Below are 24,169 nucleotides of genomic sequence, written 5' to 3' on the forward strand. Positions count from 1 at the left end.
TAGCCATGTGCGGAGCGGATAACCGCTGAAAGCATCTAAGTGGGAAGCCCACCTCAAGATGAGTCCTCTGTGAAGGTCCCGGGAAGACGACCCGGCAATAGGCTCTAGGTGGAAGTGCAGCAATGCATGCAGCCGAGGGGTCCTAATAGACCGTCCGCTTGACCTGGTTCACCGGTTGTTCTACCTTTCTGGCTATGCAGCTTTCAGGGTGGCTAGTATTGTCCTGGTGCCTATGGCGATGTGGAACCACGCCGACCCATCCCGAACTCGGACGTGAAACGCATCAGCGGCGAACCTACTGGCAGGGCGACCTGCTAGCAACCTAGCTCGGTGCCAGGCCCACCACCCTAACCCAATCAGTAGGGGAGTATCTTGATCAAGTGATAGTGGTTGAGAGCTAGTTTTTGTTCATAGCTCCTCTCTCTTTATAAGAGAGGAGTTCAGGTTTTGCATAAGGTTTCACCTGTCAGTTCAACAGGCTAGATCCCATCCCAAACATTCCTGCATCACCTGGCCCAATAGGTACAGGGATCCGCAGATTACAGCTGGTGGCTCAGTGAGGTTTTTCGGCTTGAGCAACTGAGCCCGAAGAGCGGAGAGATTGGGCAGTGCCCGTGCCGAGGCGAGATGAGGCTGCAGAGTCTGGGCTAGCTGAGCAAGTTGCTCGGGATCCGTCCCAGAGTGGCCGGCAATTGGCAGGGCAAAAAAGCAATCTCCCGGCCGCAGCAGGGTGCTGAGAATGCCCTGGACATCTTTGGTGGTGAGGATGCCCACATACCAGGTGAGGGGGCCGGGTTGATGCTCATCCAGATAGCGACGGAGAGCCTGGGCAGCGGGCAAGTTGTGGGCTCCGTCCATCAGCAACTGACGGGATCCAATCTGCACCCGCTGTAAGCGCCCCGGCCAACGGGTGATGGCAAATCCTTTTTCGACAGCGGCATCCGGGATCCGCCAGCCCTGTTGCTGTAGGGTTTCCACAACGGCAAGGGCTACTGCTGCATTGGTGAGTTGTACATCGCCGCTGAGGGGCAAGGTGAGGAGCTGCCCTCGCCAGTGGACGGTTTGAGGCTCTGACCATCGCAGAGGTTCGACCATCTTCAGGGGGCTTCGCAATTGCTCTGCCTTGGCTCGGATAACTGCTGTGACCTCTGGGGTTTGGGGTGCGCACACTGCCGGGATCCCTGGCTTGAGAATACCCGCCTTTTCAGAGGCAATTTGGGGAAGGCTGTTGCCCAAGCGCTGCCAATGATCCCAGCCGATGGAGGTGATAGCCGTTACCACTGGCTCGATCCCAGCATTGGTAGCATCCAGCCGCCCCCCCAGGCCCACTTCTATCACTGCCACATCCACCTTTTGCCGGCGGAAGTACAGCCAAGCGGCAGCGGTGATAACCTCAAACTGGGTGGGAGAAGCCTCGTCAGGGGCATAGGTTTGTAGGCAGTCTCGCACCTGGGCCAGCGCTTGGCTCCAGTCGTTGGCGGAAATGTATTCCCCGTTCAGCCAAATCCGTTCCCGCCAGTCCACCAAATGGGGAGAGGTGTAGCGGCCCACACGATAGCCTGCCGCCCACAACACGTGGCTGACCCAGGCACAGACAGATCCTTTGCCGTTGGTGCCGGCTACGTGGATGGCCGGGATCCCAGCTTGGGGCTGTCCTAGACGCTGCAGCAAGACTTGCATGCGTTCCAGACTGAGATCCACACCGAAATGGCCCAGGGACTCCAGAAAGGCCGGCCAATCCCAGTCTGGGATCTGGGACAGGGTTAGGGACAAGTTGCTCTGGTTCAAGCAAAGACTCCGTCTTGCCAGGGTAGGTGAGATTTGGGATTTTTTCTAGGGATCAACAATTCTAGAGGTTCACTACAAAAGCGTCACGGATGCCCGGCTGCTTGAGCACCTCTTCCAGGATCCCATCCGGCAGGGGATCGTCCAAGCTGAGCACCATGACTGCATCGCCGCGGATGATCTTGCGCCCCACCTGCATGCTGGCGATGTTGACATTGTAGGCTCCCAGCAGGGTGCCAATCCGTCCGATGATTCCCGGCATATCCCGGTGCAGGGTCATCAGCATGTTGGCGGAAGGGGGCACATTCACCGGGAACTCGTCGATCTGGGTGATCCGCACCTCTCGCTCCCCAATCAACGCCCCCGAAACCGAGCGGATCCCATTGGGGCCGTGGGCAATCAACGTCAGGGATCCGGAATAATCTTTCAAAGAGGGATCTCGGGTTTCCACCACCCGGATGCCCCGTTCTTTGGCCTCAATGGAGGCGTTGACGTAGTTGACCCGCTCCCGCAGCGCCAGCGTCAAAAGCCCTTTGAGGGCGGCAATGACGATCGGCTGCCCATCTTTTTCCGCCAGATCTCCCTGCAGGCGGATCTCCAACTGGTTGACGCGATCCCCCGCCAATTGGCCAACCAAGTTGCCTAGGGTTTCGGCCAAGTCCAGGTAGGGTCTGAGGTTTTGCAGCACCTCTGCCTGTAGGCCGGGGATGTTCACGGCAGAGCGGGCCGGCAGCCCCAGCAACACATCGCGGATCTGCTCGGCCACATCAATGGCCACATTCACTTGGGCTTCTTCGGTGGAGGCCCCCAAGTGGGGAGTGAGCAGGACTTCTTTGCCCAGGGAAAACAGCGGGGAGTCCTTCAGGGGCTCATTGGCAAATACATCCAAAGCCGCTCCGGCAATTTGGCCGGATTTCAGGGCTTCGTACAGGGCTTGTTCATCCACCAAACCGCCGCGGGCGCAGTTGATCAGGCGAGCGGTCGGCTTCATCATGCGAAAGGTTTCGGCGTTGAACAGGTTGGTGGTTTCAGGGGTTTTGGGAATGTGCAAGGTGATGTAGTCGGATTCCTGGACCAAAGTTGTGAAGTCCACCAGGCGTACCCCCAGTTGCTCGGCCCGCTCCACGGATAGATAGGGGTCATAGGCCAGCAGCTTCATCCCCATCGCCTTGGCAATCTGGGCCACATGGGATCCAATCCGACCCAATCCGACAATCCCCAGCGTTTTTTTGTAGACTTCTACGCCGACAAACTCTTGCCGATTCCACAGGCCCGACTTCAGAGAGGCATTGGCATCGGGTATGTGGCGGGAGAGGGCCATCATCAAGGCAATGGCGTGCTCGGCAGCGGCAATGGTGTTGCCCTCTGGGGAGTTGACCACCAGGATCCCGGCTTTGGTTGCGGCAGGCACATCGATGTTATCGACACCAACGCCCGCCCGCCCGATGATTTTTAAGTTCGTCCCCGCCTCGATTACCTCTCGGGTAACCCGTGTACCGGAGCGCACCATGATGGCATCGTAGTTGGGGATGACCGCGATCAACTGCTCTGGGGTGAGCTGGGTTTGCACATCCACCTGAGCGACTTGGGAGAGAATGTCGATCCCCGCCTGATCGATGGGATCTGTGACGATGACTCTGGGCATAAGCAGCGTTAGTCCAGTGGGATGGAGGGCAACAGAAGTAGGGGAACAGATTACCCAAAAAATTGGGTCTAAAGCTCCGTCCTACCGCTACGCAGTTCGCCTTGGCCTCAGGAAGCTGCAGGAGGGCTTTAATGCTATGGTCATCCTTAGCGGCAGGGTAGTCAACCGCTCTGTTCAAGCAAGCGGGCTATAGGCCTTAAGCCCAGCAGTGCGAAGGCCAACGAAGACACGCTGTGAATATTCTGGTCGTCAATGCCGGTTCCAGCAGCCTCAAATCCTCCCTATTTCTGACGGTTGAGGGAAGGGTGGAGGCCACGCCCATCTGGCAAGCCCAGGTGGATTTCACCTACAAGCCGGGGGAGGCCCTCATCCAGACTCGTCGGCGAGGCGGTGGGTGGGAATCTTTTCCCTCCGCTTCACCTGAGGGAGGGATCGGCCAACTGGCCCCGCTGTTTCAAAGCCTCTGGCAAGGGGAGGGATCCCTGCTCCCGCAGGCGGCTGAGATCGGCGGCGTCGGCCATCGGGTGGTGCATGGGGGATCCCTGTACCGGCAGCCCACCTTAATTACGCCAGAGGTGGAGAGGGCGATTGAGCAATTGATCCCCTTGGCCCCAGCCCACAACCCTGCTGCGCTGGCTGGCATCCGTCTGCTAAGGCAACTGTTGCCGGGGATCCCTCAGGTGGCCGTTTTCGACACCGCCTTCCACCAGCAAATGCCTCTGGCCGCAGCCCTTTACCCCCTTCCCTACGCTTGGGCTGAACAAGGGATCCGCCGCTACGGGTTTCATGGCATCAACCACGAGCATTGCGCCCGTCGCGCTGCCGAGATCTTGAACCGACCCCTGGAGGAGTTGCGGCTGATCACTTGTCACCTGGGCAACGGCTGCTCGTTGGCGGCCATTCGCGGGGGCAGAAGTGTGGACACCACCATGGGCTACACCCCCCTGGAGGGCTTGATGATGGGATCCCGGTCGGGGTCGGTGGATCCGGGCATTTTGATCCATCAGTTGCGCCAGGGCATGAGCGTGGATGAACTGGATCGGATCTTGAACCGAGAATCGGGGTTGAAGGGCGTTTCCGGCCTGAGCAGCGATATGCGGGTTGTGTTGGAGGCAATGGAGGCAGGCCATGCCCGGGCGGAGCTGGCTTTTGAGCTGTTTGTTCACCGTCTGCGCAGCCAGATTGGGGCGATGCTCATGAGCTTAGATCGGCTGGATGCGCTGGTGTTCTCTGGGGGGATTGGGGAAAACTCAGCACCGGTGCGGGCGGCAGCCTGTGCAGACCTAGGTTTTTTGGGGATCCAGATCGACCCGGTTTTGAATGCCGGATCCCCCCGCAACTGCGATATCAGCACTTCGGATGCTCCGGTGCGGGTTCTGGTGATCTCAGCCCAAGAGGACTGGGCCATTGCCAAAGCTTGCCAAAACCTTTTGCAAGGGGAATAAGCGAAGGATCCCAGGCTGCTTCTCGCCAGGTTCTCTCCTTTCCGCCCGCTGGCTTGGTGGAGACAAACTCTAGACAATAAGCTCAAAAAAAGAAGACCTTTTGGAGTGGAGGAAAACCATGCAGCGAAGGCATGAACGGATCCCATTGCTGGTGCTGCTGAGCAGTGTTCTGGTGGGGTGTGGGGGCACGACCGGCAGCAGCGATCTTCTGCCCCTGCCGCCTCCCATACCTGCTCCATCCCTCACCATTACTGATCTCTCTCCGCGCACCGTCTTGGTGGGGCAAACCCCGACCTTTGTGGTGTCTTTCCGGGTAGAGGCCCCTGCCGGGATCCGGGGTTCCAACGCCTTTTTGGCTTCCGTCACCACCCCACTGGGCAATTTCGTAACTCTGGGAGCTTTTGATGCCGCTCAGTTGCCCGGCTGCTTCGTTGGGGCGACCACCTGCACCGTTACAGGGCTGACCCTGACCCAGAATCGCTTTACCCTCACTCAAACGGGATCCCATCAGCTCACCATCAGTGTGTTCGATCGGCAGGAGCGGCTGGGCAGCGGCAGTTTCCCATTTACCGGAGTGCTTTGAAAACGGTTTGGATAAAGACACAGAGGATACTAGTCTTGCAGGATCCCCAGAAACTCAAAACTCACTCTAGGCCCTATCTCTCAGGTGGATTTCTGAGGCTTCCGGCCAAGGGATCAGGCCACCTCGGTCAAACTTGAACGGCCTCGCCGTTCCTGAGGAGATCGAGTTTTGTTGCTTCAAATCGGGTGGGGATAAAGTCGAGTATGTAGTCACTCTAAACATCATGGTCTAAACATCATGAATGAAACCTTTCCGTCTGGCTCCCCTCTCCCTCTGGAAGAGGAGCTGAGGGTGGTCGCGGAAGCGGCGCGGAGCGTTTGGGCACGGTCTCCAGCAGGAATGTAACTCGGAGATCCCAACTGAGGTGATCTCGATCAGCACAAGCTTTTGGTCGGGGGAATAGGCTACAGTTATCCAAAAAGATAACAATTTTGACGAAAAAGACATCTTCTGCTTTCCCCAAGCTGACCTTTCGATATGCTGAAGCCGATCTAGGGAATGGAGGCGCTGAACTGTGGAGAATGGGATCGTGTGTCAACTCACTTTAGAATGGACCGAAGCCGACCGGCGCCGATCGCAAACGGTTTCGCCTGTCCCCTCTAAGCTGGTTACCATTGGACGGGATCCCAGCTGTGATGTGGTGCTTAATGACCCAACTCGCTCGGTTTCAGGAGTTCACGCCGGGCTTTATTTTGATCCCAAAACCTTAAACTTTCACATTCGCAACTTAACTCGGGATCGTTTGCCTCCTAAGCAGCCCAACCCTGTCTGGGTGAATGGCCGAAAAATAATTCAGGAAGAGCTTGCGCTTGAGGCCAATAGCCAAATTCAGTTGGGGCACATTGTGCTGAGGGTGAAGTCCATAGAAGTGGCCAGGAAGAATCAGGGGGTTCCCCTCAGCCGCGGCACTTTGGACGCCCTCAAGGTTAAGTGCAGCCGCCTGGAAAACCCTCACTACCTACCCCCGGAATATCAGGGCCAGAATTGTCCCTACTGTGGGCATTTGGTTTTGAGCGCTACCTTGGTGATCCCTCCTCCAGAAGCTGGCAAAGCCCCGCAATCTCCTGCCTAGGGCAACGATTCTTCCCACGGATCCCGGCAGCCAATCCAAGTCCATAAGGGATTGAAGAAAGGGATCCCGGGCAAACCAAAAGTGACCTGTGAGGTCGCGCTGTTCTGTGTTTTCTCAATGGCCTGATACATTCACGCTGAACTCTCCTGAACATGGTTCAGGAAAGAAGCGATCGCATCCTGCCTATCTCTGTTCGCGTCAGCGGGACGGAGTCCAAACAGGAAGGCGGTATCCCGCAAAGCCCTGAGGAATACCCCCCGAGCGCTTTCCCCCTTCACTTCCCGGCAACCGTTGCGGTGGACTCAAGGATCAGGGGGAAACTTGGTCTACTATATCCCTCTCAATGACTTTTGCCAAACCGCCTAAAGCTCAGTAAATTCAGCAAAGTTCAGGGTTTTGGGGGTTAGAGGCATGCTCTTCATGATCTTTGTAAAGGTGAGCAGAAGCTATGCAAATTCAACTGAGCTGGGAAGATCCCATCACCGAAGAACAGCAGGAGCTGATTTTTCCATTGCCTCTTGCCTTGGGCAGGGAGCTGGCCCAATTGCCACAGGAATGGCAAGGTCGAGAAGTGGCGCGGGCTGTGTTTGCCAGCCAGGAGATCTCCCGTTATCACGCCCTCGTCTATCTCGGTGAGGATGGCCAGGTCATCTATGAAGATCGCAGTGCCAACGGCAGCCGCATCAATGGGGAAAAAATCCGTCAGGCACGCCGGGTGCTCCAGGGGGGAGAAGTGGTGGAGCTTGGCCCCTACAGCATCACCGTGGGTTTGGTGTCCCCCAGGGATCCCAATGCCACCCTTCTGACCGCCACCCCTACTCTTTTGCTGGAGCCGCGCACCGAACTGATTCGCCCGGCCACCCAACCCGACACCGCATTTGAGGTTCCCCCGGCTTCCACGGTGGTTTTTGCCCCAGAGCAGCTTCCTGAAGTGCGGGCTGGCTCGGATTTTCCGCCGCCGGATTTGTTTCGAGCTGAGCAAATTGCCCTGAGCGCCCTCAAAGCCACCGGACTACCTGTGGAAGAGACCCTCTATTTGGCCTTGGGCGGCGGTATCGGCAGCTTTGTCTGGGTGGATACCCTGCGCATCTACGGGGTCAGACCGGAACACATCCGCGTCATCAGCATTGCCCGCAAACCCTACGAACGGTATGAACGGCTTTTGACCAACTGCCAGATCCCCCGCTGGAAGCGAATTCGCTCTGGCTCCGATTCTTGTCCAGACAACATTTGGGGCTGGCCTGGCTATGCTCTGCGGGATGCTTGGCGTTCCTTTTTCTCCGGCCGATTGTTGGAAGCATTCGGCTTTTTGTGGCAGGTATTTAGTGAGCCCTTGTTGGCAGATACCTATACGCCGCGGGCGGGGGATGTATTTGCCTCAATGGATCGGGAGGCAGCCCGAATTGGTTGGGAGCAAATGCTGTGTTACGGCCATATTCGCGCCATTCGCAAAACGGAGGATGGGCGATATGTGGTGGCCTATTCGGCAACGCGGCCCGGCCATACGGATCACCGTTTTATGGTGGCCAAGTATCTCCATTTGGCAACTGGATATCCGGCCATCAAGTTGCTCAACGACCTGCAGGAGTTTCGCGAAAAAACAGGAGATTTGAGATCGGTGGTACACGGCTATGAGCCTCATGATCACGTTTATGAGCAGTTGGAGAAACAAGGTGGCACCGTCCTAATTCGGGGATTTGGGATCGTCGCCTCTCAGGTGATGGAACGCCTTTACGAAGCCCGCAAAGTCAACCCCCGCATCTCGGTGGTGCATCTGAGCCGTGCGCCCAAAAGCGGTAATCGCTTCGGACGAGCCAAACGGGCAGTGGATAACCATTGGGAGTTTCAGCCCTTCAACTGGCCCAAGGGCACTTGGGGAGGAGTTCTGCGTGCCAAATTGGAAGCGGCGACCCCCCTGGAACGGCGCGAACTGCTGGAAGCTTGGGGCGGCACCACGACAGCAAGTCGGCGGAAATGGCGGCGGATCGTGCGGCAAGGGTTGCGAGAGGGCTGGTACTCGATTGTGTTCGGCAAGGTGGAGTCGGTGGTTCCCGGCGACAAGGGTAAGCCGGTAACCTACATTCGAGGTACCCACAACAACACGCAATTAAAGGTGGAGGCAGATTTCGTTATCGACTGTACGGGTTTGGTTTCGGATCCCATGACCAATCCTCTCCTCAACGATCTAATTACCCACTACAACCTGCCCCTCAATCCTCACGGGCGCTTGCATGTCTCCAACGACTTTGAGCTGGTGGAGATGCGCAACCGGGATGGGCGAATGTACGCCGCTGGGATCATCACCTTGGGCGGGCCCTATGCGCCGGTGGATACGTTTTTGGGTTTACAGTACTGTGCCCATCGCTCGGTGGAACACCTGGCTCGACTGCGGGAACCGGGGGTCAAAGGCTTAGAAGGGATCCGATCCCTGTGGCAATGGTGCAAGTGGGCCCTAAACATCAGCCCCTAGCTTGCCGACATTGGGCAACGCTCCTGGATTTTGCCGGATGTTTATGGTTATCAACGCTATTGTTGGCGACACATCATGGCTATTCCCTATCCCGTTGAACCTGGTGAAAGGGGTGTTGCGCTGAGCCCTAACTCTTCTCTACCAAAGGGAGAACGGATGGGGGTGAAGGCCAGAAGATTCTCTCAAACAGACTGGGAGCGACACGGATCCTGATGATCTCGATTGGCAAAACTGCTGGAGGAAAAGATGACTCCGACCCTGATTGGCCGCTGGCAAACTCGCATTTTCTTATTGGCCACCGTTGGTGTTTTGGCAAGTTTACCCTTTTATTTTGGGCTCACCGGACATGGCGGCAGCCTCACCTATTTTTGGGTGCTGTTCTACGTAGGTCTGTTTGGCTGTGTTTGGGATGTTGTTTATAACTACCTGATGGGGTGGATGTGGGATCACGATTGGCCTGGGATCCTTCAGCTTTTGGCCGGCATTTGGGAAGGGCTTTTTTTGGGTACAGTCTTGAAGGTGGTGGGTCTTCCTTATATCCCAACCCAACGGTTTGACTTGGGAGATTTTATTCTCCACTACAGTGTGGTCTGGGTTTGCCTTTACCTCAGCGCTTGGGTGGTAATGCGCATTTTGTTTCCCCGCTGGCGCTTTCGCGGTGGAGAGTGGCTGGGGCCATGGCCGCGCTCCGGCAGCTAGAAAGGGGATCCATTGCCGTTAGAATCGGGCTGGGAGACCTCCCCGGATAAGTCTGTGTTTTGATCAGGTCTGTACAGGCTAAGGGGAGTTGAGACTTGTTGCTGACCCAGATTTTCACCCCATGCAAGCCTGTACCCTGATTGCCCGCGCCAAGATCAACCTCTACCTGGAAATCCTCGGCTCCCGTCCTGATGGGTATTCAGAGGTGGCGATGGTGTTGCAGAGCATTCATTTGGCGGATCGACTGCAGTTGAAGAGCCGTCCTCACGGGATCCACCTCACCTGCGATCGTCCAGAAGTGCCTGCAGATGCCCGCAACCTTGCCTATCAAGCCGCTGAGCTGCTGCAAAAAGAGTGTCACTCTGCCGCTGGCGTGGAGATTCACATCGAAAAGCACATTCCGGTGGCAGCAGGTTTGGCGGGGGGCTCGGCTGATGCGGCGGCGGTTTTGGTGGGGTTAAACCAACTGTGGGGGCTGGGCCTGACGGTGGGAGAGTTGCAGAGTTTGGCAGCCCGCTTGGGATCCGACATTCCCTTCTGTATCCAGGGGGGAACGCAACTGGCCACCGGGCGCGGGGAAGTTTTGGAGCCGCTGGCCGATTGGGAAGGGATCCCTGTGCTGCTGGCCAAGCCCAAGCACCTGGGGGTTTCCACCGCCTGGGCCTATCAAGCCTTTCGTTCTCGTCAGGGGAGCTTGGGAGGGGATGCCCTACCCAAACCCACACTGCCCACCTTGCCGCAGGCGTTGGCGGCTCTCAGCCGTCAGGATCCGCCGGCGTTAGCCAGGAGTTTGCGCAATGACTTGGAACAGGTGGTTTTGCCGGAGTATGCAATTGTAGGGGAACTGCGCCAAGCTCTTCTCTCGGCGGGGGCCCTGGGATCCCTGATGTCGGGGTCGGGGCCAACGGTCTTCGGAATCATGCCCAGCCTGGAGCTGGCCGCCCAAGTGCGCAACACCCTGCGTCGCCAGTTTCAAGATGTGGAGTTTTGGGTGACGCAGTTTGCCCCCACCGGGATTCTGCTGCAGCCGGATCCCTGTAGCCTCAGCCCCAGCTAGGTTGTCGGCTGGATTGGCCGGATGCGGGATCCCCACCTGACCTTCTCTATCCTCCCCTCCAGTTGACCAAAAAAACTGGGTTACAAGCCCCGCCCTTCTAGGGCGGCTTTTGTAAGATGCTATTAGATAGGAAAGGCAACTTTGCATGTACCTTGTCCGCAAGCTCAAGCTAGGCGTCTCAGAGCAACTGCAGCTGTTGAGCAGGGCAGCAGGCGAGCTGTACTCAAAAGTGCTCGTTCACTTTTGGCGGGTCGTCCGCAAGAAGGGATTGTGGTTAAAGCCTTCCACATTCATGCGTTGGTTTCCCAACGACCCTGAGAATACACTTCATGCCCACAGTGCAGACGCAGTAGTGCAAAGCTTCTTTGCCTCTCTCAAGTCCTGGCGGGAACGCCGCAAAACCGACCCCAACGCCCGTCCACCTCGACGCCGTCGGTACTTCTACAAAGTCCAGTGGAAATCTTCAGCCATCCAAGTCGTCAATGGGAAGCTGCGATTGTCGAACGGGAAAGGCAAGGAGCCCCTGATTGTTAACTGGGCTTGGGACACACCTGTTTGGGTAGAGATGGGCTGGGATGGCCAGCAGTATGAGCTGAGGGCTTGCTACAAGGTGGGGGATACGCCGCCGGAAGAAGAGGGGGAAGAGAGCAACGTTGCCGCTGTGGATTTGGGTGAGATTCACCCCGCAGTCGCTCATGAGGGGGGACAAACCTACATCGCCAATGGCAGGCTGCTGCGCTCCAAAAGGCGCTACCAGAACAAGCTGCAGGGCAAGCTAGCTCGACTCCTGGCGCGCAAAAAGCGGGGGTCTCGGCGGTGGAAGCGGCTAGTTCGCTCTCAACGTTTGCAGCTCAAGAAGCTACACCACCAAATCCAAGACATTCTGCACAAGCAGACGACCAGACTGGTCTCCACGCTCCACGAGCGAGGCGTGCAGACAGTTGTGATTGGCGACCTTCGGGATATCCGGATGTCTGCCAACTACAACAAAAAGGCGAATCAGAAGATCCACCAGATGTTGCATGGTCAAGTCCGGCATCTCATCACCTACAAAGCTGAGCGGTTGGGGATGAGAGTGGTACTGCAAGATGAGCGGTACAGCTCTCAGGAGTGTCCTGTTTGTGGACAGAGAAACAAGCCCAAAGGTCGTGTGTACAGGTGTGGGTGTGGGTTTGAGTTCCATCGGGACGGGGTGGGGGCAATTAACATCCGCAGGAAGTATCTGGGCTCCGGCCCAGTAGTTGGGGCCATGGCATCCCCCATAGGGTTGAGGTTTCAGCCTCATGCCCTGTGTAGCTCAGTCGGTAGGAGCAATTCTGCTGGCTGAGAAAGCATCCCCGTCCTTTAAGACGGGGAGTATGTCAAATAGTAGGATGAGCACCTGAACTTAACCTTGCGTTTACAGACCGCTGGCCTTAGCGGTCTAGCTACCTCTTCAGCTTTGAACCTTCCTCATGCCGCCCATCACCAAGATCCTGATTGCCAACCGGGGTGAGATCGCCCTGCGCATCATCCGCACCTGTCAGGAAATGGGGATCCGAACTGTGGCCGTTTACTCCACTGCGGATCAGAACTCCCTGCACGTCCAACTGGCGGACGAGGCTGTTTGCGTAGGAGATGCCCCGGTGGCCAAAAGCTACCTCAACATTCCCAACATCATCTCGGCAGCCCTCACCCGCGGGGCCACTGCCATTCATCCGGGCTATGGGTTCTTGGCGGAGAATGCCAAATTTGCCGAGATGTGTGCCGACCACAACTTGATCTTCATCGGCCCCTCGCCAGAGGCGATGCGCAAGATGGGCGACAAGGCCACGGCCCGCGAGACCATGCAAGCGGTGGGGGTGCCGACGGTGCCGGGCAGCCGCGGGTTGATCACCTCTGAGGAGGAGGCAGTGAAGCTGGCGGAGAAAATCGGCTACCCCGTGATCATCAAAGCCACCGCCGGTGGCGGGGGGCGGGGTATGCGGGTGGCGCGGGATGCCCAGGAGCTGCTGAAGATGCTGCGCACCGCTCAGGGGGAAGCCCAAGCAGCCTTTGGCAACGGCGGGGTTTACTTGGAGAAGTTCATCGAGCGCCCCCGTCATGTGGAGTTTCAGATCTTGGCGGATAGCCAGGGCAATGTGGTGCATCTGTACGAGCGGGATTGCTCCATTCAACGGCGGCATCAAAAGCTGTTGGAAGAGGCCCCCAGCCCGGCTTTGACTGCAAGCTTGCGCGCCCGCATGGGAGCAGCGGCGGTGAAAGCGGCCAAGGTGGTGAATTACGTGGGAGCGGGCACGGTGGAGTTTTTGCTGGATAAAAACGGCCAGTTTTACTTCATCGAGATGAATACCCGCATCCAGGTGGAGCACCCGGTTACTGAGATGGTGACCGGGCTGGATCTGATTGCCGAGCAGATTCGCATTGCCCAAGGTCAACCCCTCACCTTTCGCCAGAAGGATGTGGAGTTGCGGGGCCATGCTATCGAATGCCGCATCAACGCCGAGGATCCCAAGCAGCAGTTTCGGCCTTGCGCTGGCACGATCAGTGCCTATTTGCCCCCTGGGGGGCCGGGGGTGCGCATGGATTCCCACATCTACACCGACTACACCATTCCCCCCTACTACGATTCGCTGTTGGGCAAGCTGATCGTCTGGGGGCCTAACCGGGCAGCAGCCATCCGCCGCATGCAGCGGGCTTTGGGGGAATGCGCCATCACTGGGGTGCCCACCACGATCCCTTTCCACCAGCAGATCCTGCGCCACGAGGCTTTTTTGCGGGGCGAGGTGTACACGGACTTCATCGCTCAGCATTTGTTGCCGGGGTAGGGGCCGAGTCCAAGCTGGAGCTTGCTCGCAGGGGAAGGATAGAGTTGGTTGAGGGTTGCCAGTGGGCTAAAGATGAGGGATCCCCGACCTGGTCAGGTTCGACAGACTCAACCGAGCGGCCCTGTTCCCAGCCTCAGCCATCTGGCGGCGCAATTTTTGCAGGAGCGGCAGCGGGATCTGGCCCCTGCCAGCCGCCGTACCTACCGCATCGCTCTGGAGCAGTTTGCCAAAACTTGCCCGGTGCCGCTGCCCCAGGTGCAGCCTGCCCACGTCCAGTCCTTTTTGAACAGCTTGAAGGGCCGTCCGTTTCGCAACCGCTCCGGCCAGCGGATCCACCCGCCCGCTTCCCCGGCCACCTACAACCTCAAGCGGTTGGCCTTGCAACAATTTTTTGAATGGGCCAGCCAACGGGGCTACCTTCAAGATCCCCTGCCCACTCAAGCCATTCGACCTGCCCGCCTACCCGCTCGTTTGCCCCGCGATCTGGATCGGTTGTTGTTGCAGCGGGTGTTGCAGCGGGCCCAGAACCATTCTCTGCGCTACGCGGCTTTGATTCGCCTGATGCTGGAGTGCGGGCTGCGGGCCCAGGAGCTGTTGGACTTAACCGTTCAAGATTTTCAAATCAGCCCCGAGGGATCCCTGTTGGAAGTGCGCTGTGGCAAGGGGAGTAAACCTCGCGCTGTGGCAGTAGGGGATCCCCTCTCCGAGCTGTTGCAACAGTATCTGAGCCGAGAACGGGGCCCGTGCGCGCCGACGGATCCCTTGTTTGTTTCCCAATCTCGCTGCTTGGCCTACCGGGGGCGCCCCCTCACCTACGATGGCCTGCGGCATATTGTGCTCAAGCTAACCGAGCCTGAGCCGGGACATCAAACCCCCCACCAGTTTCGCCACAGTTTTGCCACCTTGTTGCTGGATCGCGGCGTTGCCCCCGAACACATTCAGCACTTGCTGGGCCACACAACTGCCGCCATGACGATGCGCTACACCCAGCGGGCCAACTTGAGAGCAGCCATCGCCCGTTCCCGCGAGATCTTGAATCAGGGCTTGGTTTAGGGATCCCTTAGTGTGCTATGGCCTCTATTATTTCAAGTGAGACAGATGCAGATTGCTCGAAGAAAAGTGCAAAAAGGCCGCCACCAATACTCCCACCGGCTACAACTGTCCCAACAACGCCACCCAAATAGCAATAAGGACGGGGGTTTGGATCCACAATAACGCCACAATAATGTATTTCCGGCTAATCTTTGGTGCCAACTTGGGGGCGACCTCTCAGCTTTTGGGGATCAGCCGCTTCGGACAGGCAGCACGGATGTGGGATTCGCTCAGGTCGGGCATGAGAGCCAAGGCCCGTTGGGCATCAATCTGGGCTTCGCACACCGCCTCCAACACCTGTTCGGCCATCAGGGAAAGGGGCATATCAGCGGTTTGTTCGGGGTCGGTATCCAGGGAAATTTGTCGGACTCCCACAGGGGGGGGTGGCAACACCGGCGGAGCTGCCTGCGGGGATAGGGTAGTGGAAGTGCCCACCTCCAACTGCGCTTCTGCCAGGGCCACACCGCGCCCCACCATCAACAGGGATCCCAGCAACAGGAGCCATCCCAGCCCATGCAACCCCTTGCTGGACTGAGTCGGATGCTTCTGCTGTCGCTCAAGGCTGCTGATGTTTACGGCCCTCTTGAACCTATCACCGAGCATGTCACCTCTCCGAAACCACCCCTTTGCTCAAGATATCCAACACAACTTGAATTTGCAGTAGGCTATCGTTGGCCCTCCAGGTAGTGCCCACCCGTTGCCAAACTTTGCCCGCTCCAGCCCTGCCCCCTCTATGGCCCGTCTGTCTCAAGAGCTAGCCCGGTTTTCCCGCCTTCCCGACAGCCCAGAGCAACCCGAACCCTCCCCGGAAGGGTTGATCCGCATCGAAGACATTCTAAAACTGGCCGGTGAGCGCAGTTTTGGCTTGTTTTTGGCGGTGCTCTCTTTCCCTTCTGCTTTGCCTCTGCCGGCTCCCGGCTATTCCACTCCCTTTGGTGTGTTCATTCTGTTGCTGGCCCTTCAACTGGTGGCAGGGCGAACCACCCCTTGGCTGCCGAAATGGGTGTTGCAGACCTCTGTTGAACGGAAGCAATTTCAAAAGTGGGCGCAGGCCGGGATCCCGTGGCTGCAGCGGATTGAAAAGATTGCCCGTCCCCGCTGGCGGCAGCTCTGCACCACACGGCTTGGCCAAGTCTGGCTGGGCACCTGGATTGGCTTGATGGGGATTTCCATGATCATCCCCGTTCCAGGCACCAACACTCTGCCGGCGATGGGGGTTTTCGTCACCGCCTTTGGGCTTTTGGAAGAAGACGGGATCCTGTGCAGCTTGGGATCCCTGATCTGTGTAGCAGGAGGACTGCTGACCACTTCCATTTTGATCGGCCTGTGGTTGGGGGGAACAACCCTTTTGGATTGGCTGGGAAGATAGCTATGCCAGCACCGCTTTTATCGGGATGCTGGGGTCAGCGCCAGATCCTGAGTGAGGCGCAGCTCGATCACCTGATTGGGATCCAGCACCACCACCTGTGGTGCCGTTACATTGCCAATTACCGCTCCGGCCACCCCCGCCCCCAGCACTTCTTCTGTGGCAATGGCATTGTCTCCGGTTACCAAGCCGAGAATGGCGCCCGCTGCCGCGCCGATGGCTGCATCCTGAATGATTTTGCCTGTGGTGGTGTAGCGGGGATCCTTGACATCGTGAATGATGTCTGACTGGGCAGCCAAGGGGAACAGTTGGTTGTTGACGATAATGCTTTCCGCCACAAAACGGGTGCCCCCTGGGGCCGGCTCAAAGCGGCCATCCACCCGCGAGCCAAAAGGCACCAGAATATCCCCCTGGGTGTTGCGAATCGGGTTGCGGACGATCAAAGACATGGGCCGGGTTTCGTTGGGGGCAATGAAGAGGCGCTCGTTGAAGGGGGTGGTGGTTTGCATCAGGGTGCCCGCCGCTAGGGTGGAAAGGCGCAGGTCAAAGCCTGGCTGGGAACCGGAGGGCAAGCCCCCTGGGTTTTGTGCCACCAAGGATCCCCGGCTGAGCATGGCCTGGTGGGTGAAGGCTGCTACCTCGGCACGGGTGGCGGGGCGGTTGGGTTCCAAGAGCATCGGGTCTGGATAATTGACAATCAACCCGGCGCGGTTGGCTGCCGCAAGTTGTGCCAGGGCCCAATTGGGGATGGCTGCCGCATCTCGGTAGCGGCTGAAGAGATCTCCGGGCTGAGCGGCTGGGATCGCTCCCGTGTTGCCAATGGCGTTGGTCAAAACCACCAGCGCTTCGGTGCGGGTAACGGGCTGCTCAGGACGGAAGGTGCCATCGGGAAAGCCTGCCACCAGGTTGTTGGCTGCTGCCGTCGAGATGGCGCTGGCTGCCCAGTGGGTGGGGGGCACATCCCGGAAGCCGATGAAAGTACCGGAGGTATTGCGGAGGCGGAAAGCGGTATTGACAATGGTGGCAAACTGAGCGCGGGTAACCGGCTCATTGGGGCGGAAGGTGCCATCGGGGAAGCCGTTCAACACTCCTTGAGCGGAGAGGGTCTCAATGTAGGCTTGGGCCCAGTGACCAAAGGTGTCGCGGAAGGGAGCGGCCATGGCCACCTGGCAGTGGATGCCCAAGACAGCTCCCGATAGGAGTATGCCTGCTGCACGTGGAGTTAAAAGAGAGGGAAACATCGTTCGTTCACCGAGTTGTCGTAGCGCCCATCGCTGGGTCAATGGCTACTCTTATTCTGGCTATTTCCTCAGTGATGACAATGGCTAAAACCCTTACTCTGAGGTAATTTGAGCGTTTCTAACCTAAGATTTGCAGCAAAACGCAACTGCAGAAGATTGATAAGGAAACCCCTAAATCTCTGTCGCGTCAGTGCTGCCTATCCATTACGCCCCAGCCTGGCCACTCTTGAGGGTCATGGGGGAGCAACAACCTATTGGTTGAATCCATGGGATCCCAACTGGCGGGCCACCAGGGCGGGAAGTTGAGCCAACGGGATCCCTTCCAGAACTTCTGCCGCAAAAGCGCAGGTGAGGAGTTGCCTGGCCTCAGCTTGGGGAATACCCCGGCTTTGCAGATAGAAGATCTCTTCCGCCTCCAGTTGGCTGACGGTGGCCCCATGGGCGCATTTGACGTTATCGGCAAAGATCTCCAGTTGCGGCTGGGTGTCGACCCGGGCTTTGGGGCCTAGGAGCAGGTTGCGGTTGGTCTGGGCGGCGTCCGTCAGTTGGGCCTCTCGGCTCACCAGAATCCGTCCGCTGAAGACCGCATGGGCCGTCTCGTCCACAATGCACTTGTGCAATTGGCGGCTGCTGCCGTGGGGGGCCTGATGCACCAGGCGGGAGTGGGTGTCGCTGTGCTGGGATCCCTTCAGCAGCGTTAGCCCCTGCAGTTGGGTGTGGGCCTGGGCTCCGGCTTGGGTGATCTCCAGGTTGTGGCGAGAAAACTGGGATCCCCACTGAATGGCCTGGAGGCGGTAGTGGCTGTTGCGGCTTTGGCGCACGGCGGTCTGGTTGATGTGAAAAGCCTGAGACCCCTGCCGCTGCAGGATCACATGGTGCAAGCGGGATCCCTCTGCCAAGAGGATCTCGGTTACAGCGTTGCCAAAGGGGATCCCGGATCCCAGGGATACATGATCTTCGATCAGCGTGAGGGAGCTGTGGGCTTGCAAAGACAGCAGGCAGCGGGGCTGGGCCAAAACGGCCTCTCCCTCAGGAGCCACCGTTATGAACAGCAGGTGCAGCGGTGACGGAACTTCCTGGCCGGGCTGTAGGCCAATCTGGATCCCATCTCCCAGATGAGCGGTGTTGAGGGCCGTAAACACATCCGTCTTGGCCAGGGTTTGCAGCAACTCCCCTGGGGCTTGGGCTAAAGGGATCACCTGCAAAGCGGTGGGCAGGCCGCTCAAATCAGAAAGCTGGGGGGCAAAGTAGCCGTTGACGAACACGGCGCGGCTATAGCTGGCTTCCGGCCAAAGCCAGGGCTCTAGGGTTGCCGCATCCAGAGCCGGATCCGCCGCGACAGCCAGGCGAAACTCGTGGGCCAGCAGCGGCGAGAGATCGCTGTATTTCCAATCTTCTTCCCGTGGGGTCGGGATCCCCAGTTCGGCCAGTTGGGCGCGGGCCTGCTGCCTAAGGGTGGTGTAGGGATCCTGCCTTTCCGGGATTTGGCCGAGGATGTGCTCCAGGAATAGGCGGCTCTCTGGGGCAAAAGGTTTGGGCAAGGTGGCGCTCATCCCTCTTCCTCCCGCCGGGATGTTGCGGCTGCTGATTCTTGGCCCAACTGAGTTTTGATCCAGTCGTAGCCCCGTTCCTCCAGCTCCAGCGCCAAGGTCTTGTCCCCACTGATGACGATACGACCCCCCTCCATCACGTGCACGTAGTCGGGGGTTACATAGTCCAGCAAGCGTTGGTAGTGGGTGATCAAGAGCATGGCATTCTCAGGGCCGGCCAGTCGGTTGATGCCGTGGGCCACAATGCGCAGCGCGTCGATATCCAGACCGGAATCCGTCTCGTCCAAAATGGCCAGCGTAGGCTCCAACACCGCCATTTGCAGGATCTCGTTGCGCTTTTTCTCGCCGCCGGAAAAGCCCTCATTCACAGAGCGCTCCAAAAAAACGGGATCCATTTTGACAATATCCAACTTTTCCCGTACCAGGTCGTCAAAATCCAGAGCATCCAGTTCCGGCTGATCCCGATATTTCTGGCGAGCGTTGTAGGCGGCGCGCAGGAAATCCAAGTTGCTCACCCCTGGGATTTCGATGGGGTATTGAAATGCCAAAAAGATCCCTGCCCAAGCCCTCTCTTCTGGCTCCATCTCCAAGAGATTTTTTCCCAGGTAGAGGATCTCGCCCCCCGTCACCCTGTAGTCGGGGTGGCCGGCTAAGATCTTGGAAAAAGTGCTTTTTCCAGAACCATTGGGGCCCATGATGGCGTGGATTTCTCCGGCGCGAATTTCCAGGCTCAACCCCTTGAGAATGGGGGTGCCGTCGATCTCGGCGCTGAGATCTCGAACGGATAAGATGACAGGGCTGTTTTCACGGATCATGGCTAGACTCTAGGGTTGACACCGAAGGGCAGGAGCTGAAAAGTTAAGGGATCCCTAAACCAGGTTCGGATTTTGGGTCTAAGGATCCCCTGTAGCTCTATTGGGAGCGGCGATTGAGGATGTCCCGAATTTCTGCCAGCAAGACCACTTCTGGTGGGGGCAATGTGGGAGGAGATTCTTCCTCCTTTCGCTGTAGGGTGTTGATCGCCTTCACCAGTAAGAAGATGGCAAAAGCGATAATCACAAAATCAAACACAGCTTGCAGAAAGCTACCGTAGTTAATCGTAACTGGGTCTTCAGGACTTCCACCGATTTTCCAGACCAAGTTCTGGAAGCTCACTCCACCAATCATCAAGCCTAAAACCGGAGTAAATAGATCTGCTACAAAAGAAGTCACAATCTTCCCAAAAGCACCTCCAATAACAACGCCAACAGCCAAATCTAAGGCATTGCCCCGGCTGATGAACTTTTTGAACTCCTCCAGAAATGCCCTCATGGGGAACTTCTCCTGCCTAGCCTTACGGTTCAAAACTCCTTGATTATCTCCTCTCCCCCCCTGCATCCATGCGCTGTTTGCAACGTCGCCAAGCCCTTGGGCCGCCTCTGGCTTCAGGGGATCACAGCCCTCTGCCTTGGGAGTTACCTAACCCCTTACCCTTCTCCTGAAAATGGCAGCGCCTGCTCCCACAGCGTGTCAGCGGCCTCGCCCACTTGCTCAGCTTCGCATTGGGAGCAATCCCCTAGCCGACGGATCCCTCTAACTTTAGGCTCAGCAATCGATCGGCTTCTACAGCAAACTCCATCGGCAGTTGGTTGAACACTTCTCGGCAGAAGCCGCTGATGATCATGGACACAGCATCTTCCGCAGAGATGCCGCGGGACTGGAAGTAGAACAATTGCTCTTCTCCAATCTTAGAGGTGGAAGCTTCGTGCTCCACTTTGGCGGTGTTGTTTTGCACCTCAATATAGGGGAAGGTGTTGGCGCTGCACTGATCCCCAATCAACATGGAATCGCACTGGGAAAAGTTGCGGGCACCTTCCGCTTTCGGCCCGATTTTGACCAGGCCGCGGTAGCTGTTTTTGGAGTGCCCAGCCGAGATCCCTTTGGAGATAATTTTGCTGCGGGTGTTGCGGCCCACGTGAATCATCTTGGTGCCGGTATCGGCCTGCTGGTAGTTGTTGGTGAGGGCAACCGAGTAAAATTCGCCCACCGAGTTTTCCCCCACCAACACGCAGCTAGGATATTTCCAAGTGATGGCGGAGCCGGTCTCCACTTGCGTCCAGGAGATCTTGGAGTTTGCCCCCTGACACAGGCCGCGCTTGGTTACAAAGTTGTAAATGCCCCCTTTGCCGTTTTCGTCGCCGGCATACCAGTTCTGTACCGTCGAGTACTTGATCTCGGCATTGTCTAGGGCAATTAACTCCACCACCGCCGCATGCAGTTGGTTGGTGTCGAACATGGGGGCAGTACACCCTTCCAAGTAGCTGACGTAGGATCCCTCGTCGGCAATGATCAAGGTGCGCTCAAACTGGCCCGATTCGCCGTTGTTGATGCGGAAATAGGTGGAAAGCTCCATGGGACAGCGCACCCCTTTGGGCACATAGACAAAGGATCCATCACTGAACACTGCCGAGTTCAGCGCCGCGTAGTAGTTATCAGCAATGGGAACCACACTGCCCAAGTACTTGCGCACCAGCTCCGGATACTCCCGCAGTGCCTCCGACATGGAGCAGAAGATCACGCCTTCCTTGGCCAGCTTCTCCCGGAAGGTGGTGGCCACCGAGACGCTGTCGAAAATGGCATCCACCGCCACATTGGCCAGCCGCTTCTGTTCAGACAAGGGGATCCCCAATTTCTCGAAGGTCTCCAACAGCACCGGATCCACTTCGTCCAGGCTCTTTTTCTTGGGCTGCACCTTGGGGGCCGAGTAGTAGACAATGTTTTGGTAGTCAATGGGCGGGTAGCTGACGTTGGGCCAGGTGGGCTCGCTCATCTTCAGCCACTGGCGGTAGGCCCGCAGCCGGAACTCTAGCATAAAGTCCGGCTCCCCTTTCTTGGCCCAGATCTGCCGAATCACCTCTTCGTTCAAGCCTTTGCCAATCGACTCAGAGGGGATGTCGGTTACAAAGCCGTACTTGTAGGGCTGGTTGACCAGGGCGCGGACGCTCGTAGACATGGATGGCTCTCGGGTAGTGACAGGGTAGAAACGCGACTAAGACAGATGGCCAAATAAAACAACAGAGTTGTTGTTTAACTGATCCTCAGGTTACTTTAGCAATGATCCCGTTGTCAAAATAGCAGAGAGCTGTGCTGGCAGCGGCAGCCGATTAACCCAGTCTAACCAGGAGGGCGAGGGTGGACAGCACGCGCAAGATCACCGGGCAGGTCGCTCAACCCGCTTCGAGTAAGCAGGCCATCTTGGTCTATCTGCGCAAGGCGGGGCAGGCCAACGCCCAAACTCTGGCAGAGCACCTGCGCATTTCTCCCCAGGCCATCCGCCGCCACCTCAAGGATCTGGAGGCAGAGGGGTTGATCCAACATATCGCTCAACCCAATGGCCTAGGCCGCCCCCAGCATCTCTATCAGCTCAGTCCCTTGGGAGAAGAGCAATTTCCCGCCAGCTACGATGAGTTTGCCCTTGGTCTGCTCAACACCCTGGCCGAAACCCTGGGCTCCGAGCAGATGGGATCCCTTCTCCACCACCAGTGGCAGCGCAAAGCCCGGGAGTATCAGGCCCAACTGGGATCCGGATCCCTGCGGGAGCGGCTGGAGCGCTTGGTGCAGTTGCGCCAGGCAGAGGGTTACATGGCGGAGTACTACCCCTATCCTGCCGACCTGACTGTGCCGCTAGCAGCAGAGGGATCCGAGCCTTACGTCGAGCAGTATGTGTTGGTTGAGCACAATTGCGCCATTGCTCAGATTGCCCACACCTTTCCCAGCGTCTGCGGCCACGAACTGGAGATGTTTGCTGCCGCCTTGCCCGATTGCCGGGTAGAGCGCATCACCTGGCAGGTGCAGGGAGAACACCCCTGCGGCTACTGGATTGCCAAGCCGGCGGCTCGGTCGACTTAAGACTTCCCCAGGAAACCGGATCCCTGAGGTGTCAAACGAGGTTTTTTCGGGTATAGTTATCTCGTACAGGTTTTAAGTTTGTTCTCCGCATGGTCTGGCGCGCTTCCTTTTTTGGCTACTTTAGCTTTCCCTGGCAACGACCAGGGCAGAAGGGTGGCGCGTAAACTAAAGACCTAGGTTTACCCGAGTCAGTCCTGAAGCCCTGAGCCCAGCGCCAGGGCTTTTTTGATGGCTCGACGACCCCATCCACCCACTTGCACACTAAGGACAGTTCCATGCCCCCCCAAACCGACAATTGCAATATCCAAGAGGTGACTCCCTTGATTGCCCCTGCTGCTGTCAAGGCCAAGCTGCCCCTTACGGAAACGGCAGCCCAGGTGGTGCTCTCCACTCGGCAAGCCATCCGCGACATCATCCACGGACGGGATCTCCATCGCTTGGTGGTGATCGTCGGCCCCTGTTCCATCCACGATCCCGCAGCGGCTCTGGAGTATGCCCATCGCCTCAAGCGGGTGGCCGACCAAACTCGGGAGCACCTGGTGATCGTTATGCGCACGTATTTTGAGAAACCCCGCACCACGGTGGGCTGGAAGGGCCTGATCAACGATCCCCACCTGGATGGCTCCTGCGACATTGCCACCGGCCTGCAACTGGCCCGTTCCATTCTCCTGCAGATCAACGAGCTGGGCCTGGCCTGTGCTACCGAGATGCTGGATCCGGTGACCCCTCAATACACGGCGGATCTGGTGAGCTGGGCGGCCATTGGCGCCAGAACCATCGAAAGCCAAACTCACCGGGAAATGGCCAGCGGTCTCTCCATGCCTGTGGGCTTCAAAAACGGCACCGATGGACGGCTGGAAATCGCTCTCAATGCCATCCTCTCCGCCAGCCATCCCCACAGTTTCTTGGGCATTGGCCAAGATGGCATGACGGCTCTGGTGAAAACCACCGGCAACCCGGATCGGCACATCGTGTTGCGGGGGGGAGGGGGCAAGACCAACTACGGCCCGGAAGATGTGGCGCGGGCGGCACTGCTGATGAAGGATCAAGGGATCCCTCGCTCGGTGATGGTGGACTGCTCCCATGACAACTCCCACAAAAATTACCGCAACCAGGGATCCGTCTGTCGGGCGGTGCTACAGCAGTACCAGGCGGGGCAGCGGGCTCTGATGGGGCTGATGCTGGAGAGCAACCTCTATCCGGGCAAGCAAACCTGGCAGGAAGGGGCGCCGCTCCAGTACGGGGTTTCCATCACCGATGGCTGCATCGGCTGGGAAGAGACGGAAGATCTGTTGTGGGAGATGGCAGCGACCGTAGAGGGAAGAGCGTTGGCCCTCAGCCGCTGAGGGACGGGGATCCCGGAGTTTGTTAAAGAATCAAAAAGGAAATGGGAACAGGGGGCAACCGGCTCCTAAGGTCGAGCCAAGGTTTCGTTGTTTCGTCAGGCCCTGTGGGATGGGGTCTCCAGG

At 57.9% G+C, this 24,169-nt stretch carries 20 protein-coding genes and 2 rRNA genes; 14 read left to right on the forward strand and 8 right to left on the reverse strand.

The features are described from left to right. Window positions 1-166: ribosomal RNA gene (locus ACVWXW_RS05555) — 23S ribosomal RNA — on the forward strand; the annotation flags it as partial. Window positions 167-222: 56 nt separating this feature from the next. Then, window positions 223-339: ribosomal RNA gene (gene rrf, locus ACVWXW_RS05560) — 5S ribosomal RNA — on the forward strand. Window positions 340-471: 132 nt separating this feature from the next. On the opposite strand, the gene ACVWXW_RS05565 is transcribed toward rrf, so the two are convergent. Further along, window positions 472-1,773 (reverse strand): bifunctional folylpolyglutamate synthase/dihydrofolate synthase, encoded by a 1,302-nt coding sequence (locus ACVWXW_RS05565; RefSeq protein WP_457403182.1) that lies wholly within the window; start codon window positions 1,771-1,773, stop codon window positions 472-474. Window positions 1,774-1,849: 76 nt separating this feature from the next. Then, window positions 1,850-3,430: a phosphoglycerate dehydrogenase gene (gene serA, locus ACVWXW_RS05570; RefSeq protein ID WP_011433001.1), complete on the reverse strand. Its 1,581-nt coding sequence runs from the start codon at window positions 3,428-3,430 to the stop codon at window positions 1,850-1,852. Between the two features lie 233 nt (window positions 3,431-3,663). On the opposite strand from serA, the gene ACVWXW_RS05575 reads away from it, so the two are divergent. The 9 genes from ACVWXW_RS05575 to ACVWXW_RS05615 all read left to right on the forward strand — a co-directional run bounded on the left by ACVWXW_RS05575 (window position 3,664) and on the right by ACVWXW_RS05615 (window position 14,616). Next, window positions 3,664-4,875 (forward strand): acetate kinase, encoded by a 1,212-nt coding sequence (locus ACVWXW_RS05575; RefSeq protein ID WP_457403115.1) that lies wholly within the window; start codon window positions 3,664-3,666, stop codon window positions 4,873-4,875. Between the two features lie 118 nt (window positions 4,876-4,993). Next, entirely contained in the window at window positions 4,994-5,458 is a 465-nt protein-coding gene (locus tag ACVWXW_RS05580) for a hypothetical protein (protein ID WP_414332256.1), read from the forward strand. Between the two features lie 529 nt (window positions 5,459-5,987). Beyond that, window positions 5,988-6,530: an FHA domain-containing protein gene (locus ACVWXW_RS05585; protein WP_457403116.1), complete on the forward strand. Its 543-nt coding sequence runs from the start codon at window positions 5,988-5,990 to the stop codon at window positions 6,528-6,530. Between the two features lie 448 nt (window positions 6,531-6,978). Further along, a complete protein-coding gene (locus tag ACVWXW_RS05590; protein ID WP_457403117.1) occupies window positions 6,979-9,000 on the forward strand; it encodes an FHA domain-containing protein in 2,022 nt (673 codons plus the stop codon). 246 nt (window positions 9,001-9,246) lie between these two features. Next, window positions 9,247-9,699, forward strand: a complete 453-nt coding sequence (locus ACVWXW_RS05595; RefSeq protein WP_414382795.1) for a hypothetical protein — start codon at window positions 9,247-9,249, stop codon at window positions 9,697-9,699. 121 nt (window positions 9,700-9,820) lie between these two features. Next, on the forward strand, window positions 9,821-10,756 hold the full coding sequence (ispE, locus tag ACVWXW_RS05600) for a 4-(cytidine 5'-diphospho)-2-C-methyl-D-erythritol kinase (protein ID WP_457403183.1): 936 nt from the start codon (window positions 9,821-9,823) through the stop codon (window positions 10,754-10,756). Window positions 10,757-10,901: 145 nt separating this feature from the next. Continuing rightward, a complete protein-coding gene (locus ACVWXW_RS05605) occupies window positions 10,902-12,083 on the forward strand; it encodes an RNA-guided endonuclease InsQ/TnpB family protein (RefSeq protein ID WP_457388468.1) in 1,182 nt (393 codons plus the stop codon). 127 nt (window positions 12,084-12,210) lie between these two features. Next, window positions 12,211-13,563, forward strand: coding sequence for an acetyl-CoA carboxylase biotin carboxylase subunit (gene accC, locus ACVWXW_RS05610; RefSeq protein ID WP_457403119.1), 1,353 nt, complete (start codon window positions 12,211-12,213; stop codon window positions 13,561-13,563). A 48-nt stretch (window positions 13,564-13,611) separates the two neighbouring features. Next, complete coding sequence (locus ACVWXW_RS05615) at window positions 13,612-14,616, forward strand: tyrosine-type recombinase/integrase (RefSeq protein ID WP_457403120.1); 1,005 nt, start codon at window positions 13,612-13,614, stop codon at window positions 14,614-14,616. 216 nt (window positions 14,617-14,832) lie between these two features. Here ACVWXW_RS05615 and ACVWXW_RS05620 read toward each other — a convergent pair whose 3' ends face one another. After that, complete coding sequence (locus ACVWXW_RS05620; RefSeq protein ID WP_457403121.1) at window positions 14,833-15,258, reverse strand: hypothetical protein; 426 nt, start codon at window positions 15,256-15,258, stop codon at window positions 14,833-14,835. 130 nt (window positions 15,259-15,388) lie between these two features. Between ACVWXW_RS05620 and ACVWXW_RS05625 the strand changes: the two genes are divergently transcribed. Next, a complete protein-coding gene (locus ACVWXW_RS05625; protein ID WP_457403184.1) occupies window positions 15,389-16,024 on the forward strand; it encodes an exopolysaccharide biosynthesis protein in 636 nt (211 codons plus the stop codon). A 17-nt stretch (window positions 16,025-16,041) separates the two neighbouring features. On the opposite strand, the gene ACVWXW_RS05630 is transcribed toward ACVWXW_RS05625, so the two are convergent. The 5 genes from ACVWXW_RS05630 to sufB form a co-directional block, all read right to left on the reverse strand. Then, entirely contained in the window at window positions 16,042-17,205 is a 1,164-nt protein-coding gene (locus ACVWXW_RS05630) for an S-layer homology domain-containing protein (RefSeq protein WP_457403123.1), read from the reverse strand. 308 nt (window positions 17,206-17,513) lie between these two features. Continuing rightward, window positions 17,514-18,815, reverse strand: coding sequence for a Fe-S cluster assembly protein SufD (sufD, locus tag ACVWXW_RS05635; RefSeq protein ID WP_457403124.1), 1,302 nt, complete (start codon window positions 18,813-18,815; stop codon window positions 17,514-17,516). After that, the gene (gene sufC, locus ACVWXW_RS05640) at window positions 18,812-19,627 is read right to left on the reverse strand and encodes a Fe-S cluster assembly ATPase SufC (protein WP_457403125.1); all 816 of its coding nucleotides are present in this window, start codon (window positions 19,625-19,627) and stop codon (window positions 18,812-18,814) included. The genes sufD and sufC overlap by 4 nt, the downstream gene beginning before the upstream one ends. A 97-nt stretch (window positions 19,628-19,724) precedes the next feature. Next, entirely contained in the window at window positions 19,725-20,123 is a 399-nt protein-coding gene (mscL, locus tag ACVWXW_RS05645) for a large-conductance mechanosensitive channel protein MscL (protein ID WP_457403127.1), read from the reverse strand. 244 nt (window positions 20,124-20,367) lie between these two features. Further along, on the reverse strand, window positions 20,368-21,804 hold the full coding sequence (gene sufB, locus ACVWXW_RS05650; RefSeq protein WP_414349663.1) for a Fe-S cluster assembly protein SufB: 1,437 nt from the start codon (window positions 21,802-21,804) through the stop codon (window positions 20,368-20,370). Between the two features lie 179 nt (window positions 21,805-21,983). Between sufB and sufR the strand changes: the two genes are divergently transcribed. Further along, a complete protein-coding gene (sufR, locus tag ACVWXW_RS05655) occupies window positions 21,984-22,700 on the forward strand; it encodes an iron-sulfur cluster biosynthesis transcriptional regulator SufR (protein WP_457403128.1) in 717 nt (238 codons plus the stop codon). Between the two features lie 275 nt (window positions 22,701-22,975). Continuing rightward, window positions 22,976-24,046 (forward strand): 3-deoxy-7-phosphoheptulonate synthase, encoded by a 1,071-nt coding sequence (locus tag ACVWXW_RS05660; RefSeq protein WP_457403130.1) that lies wholly within the window; start codon window positions 22,976-22,978, stop codon window positions 24,044-24,046. Window positions 24,047-24,169 lie beyond the last annotated feature (123 nt).

The sequence above is a fragment of the Thermostichus sp. MS-CIW-30 genome, assembly GCF_054058015.1.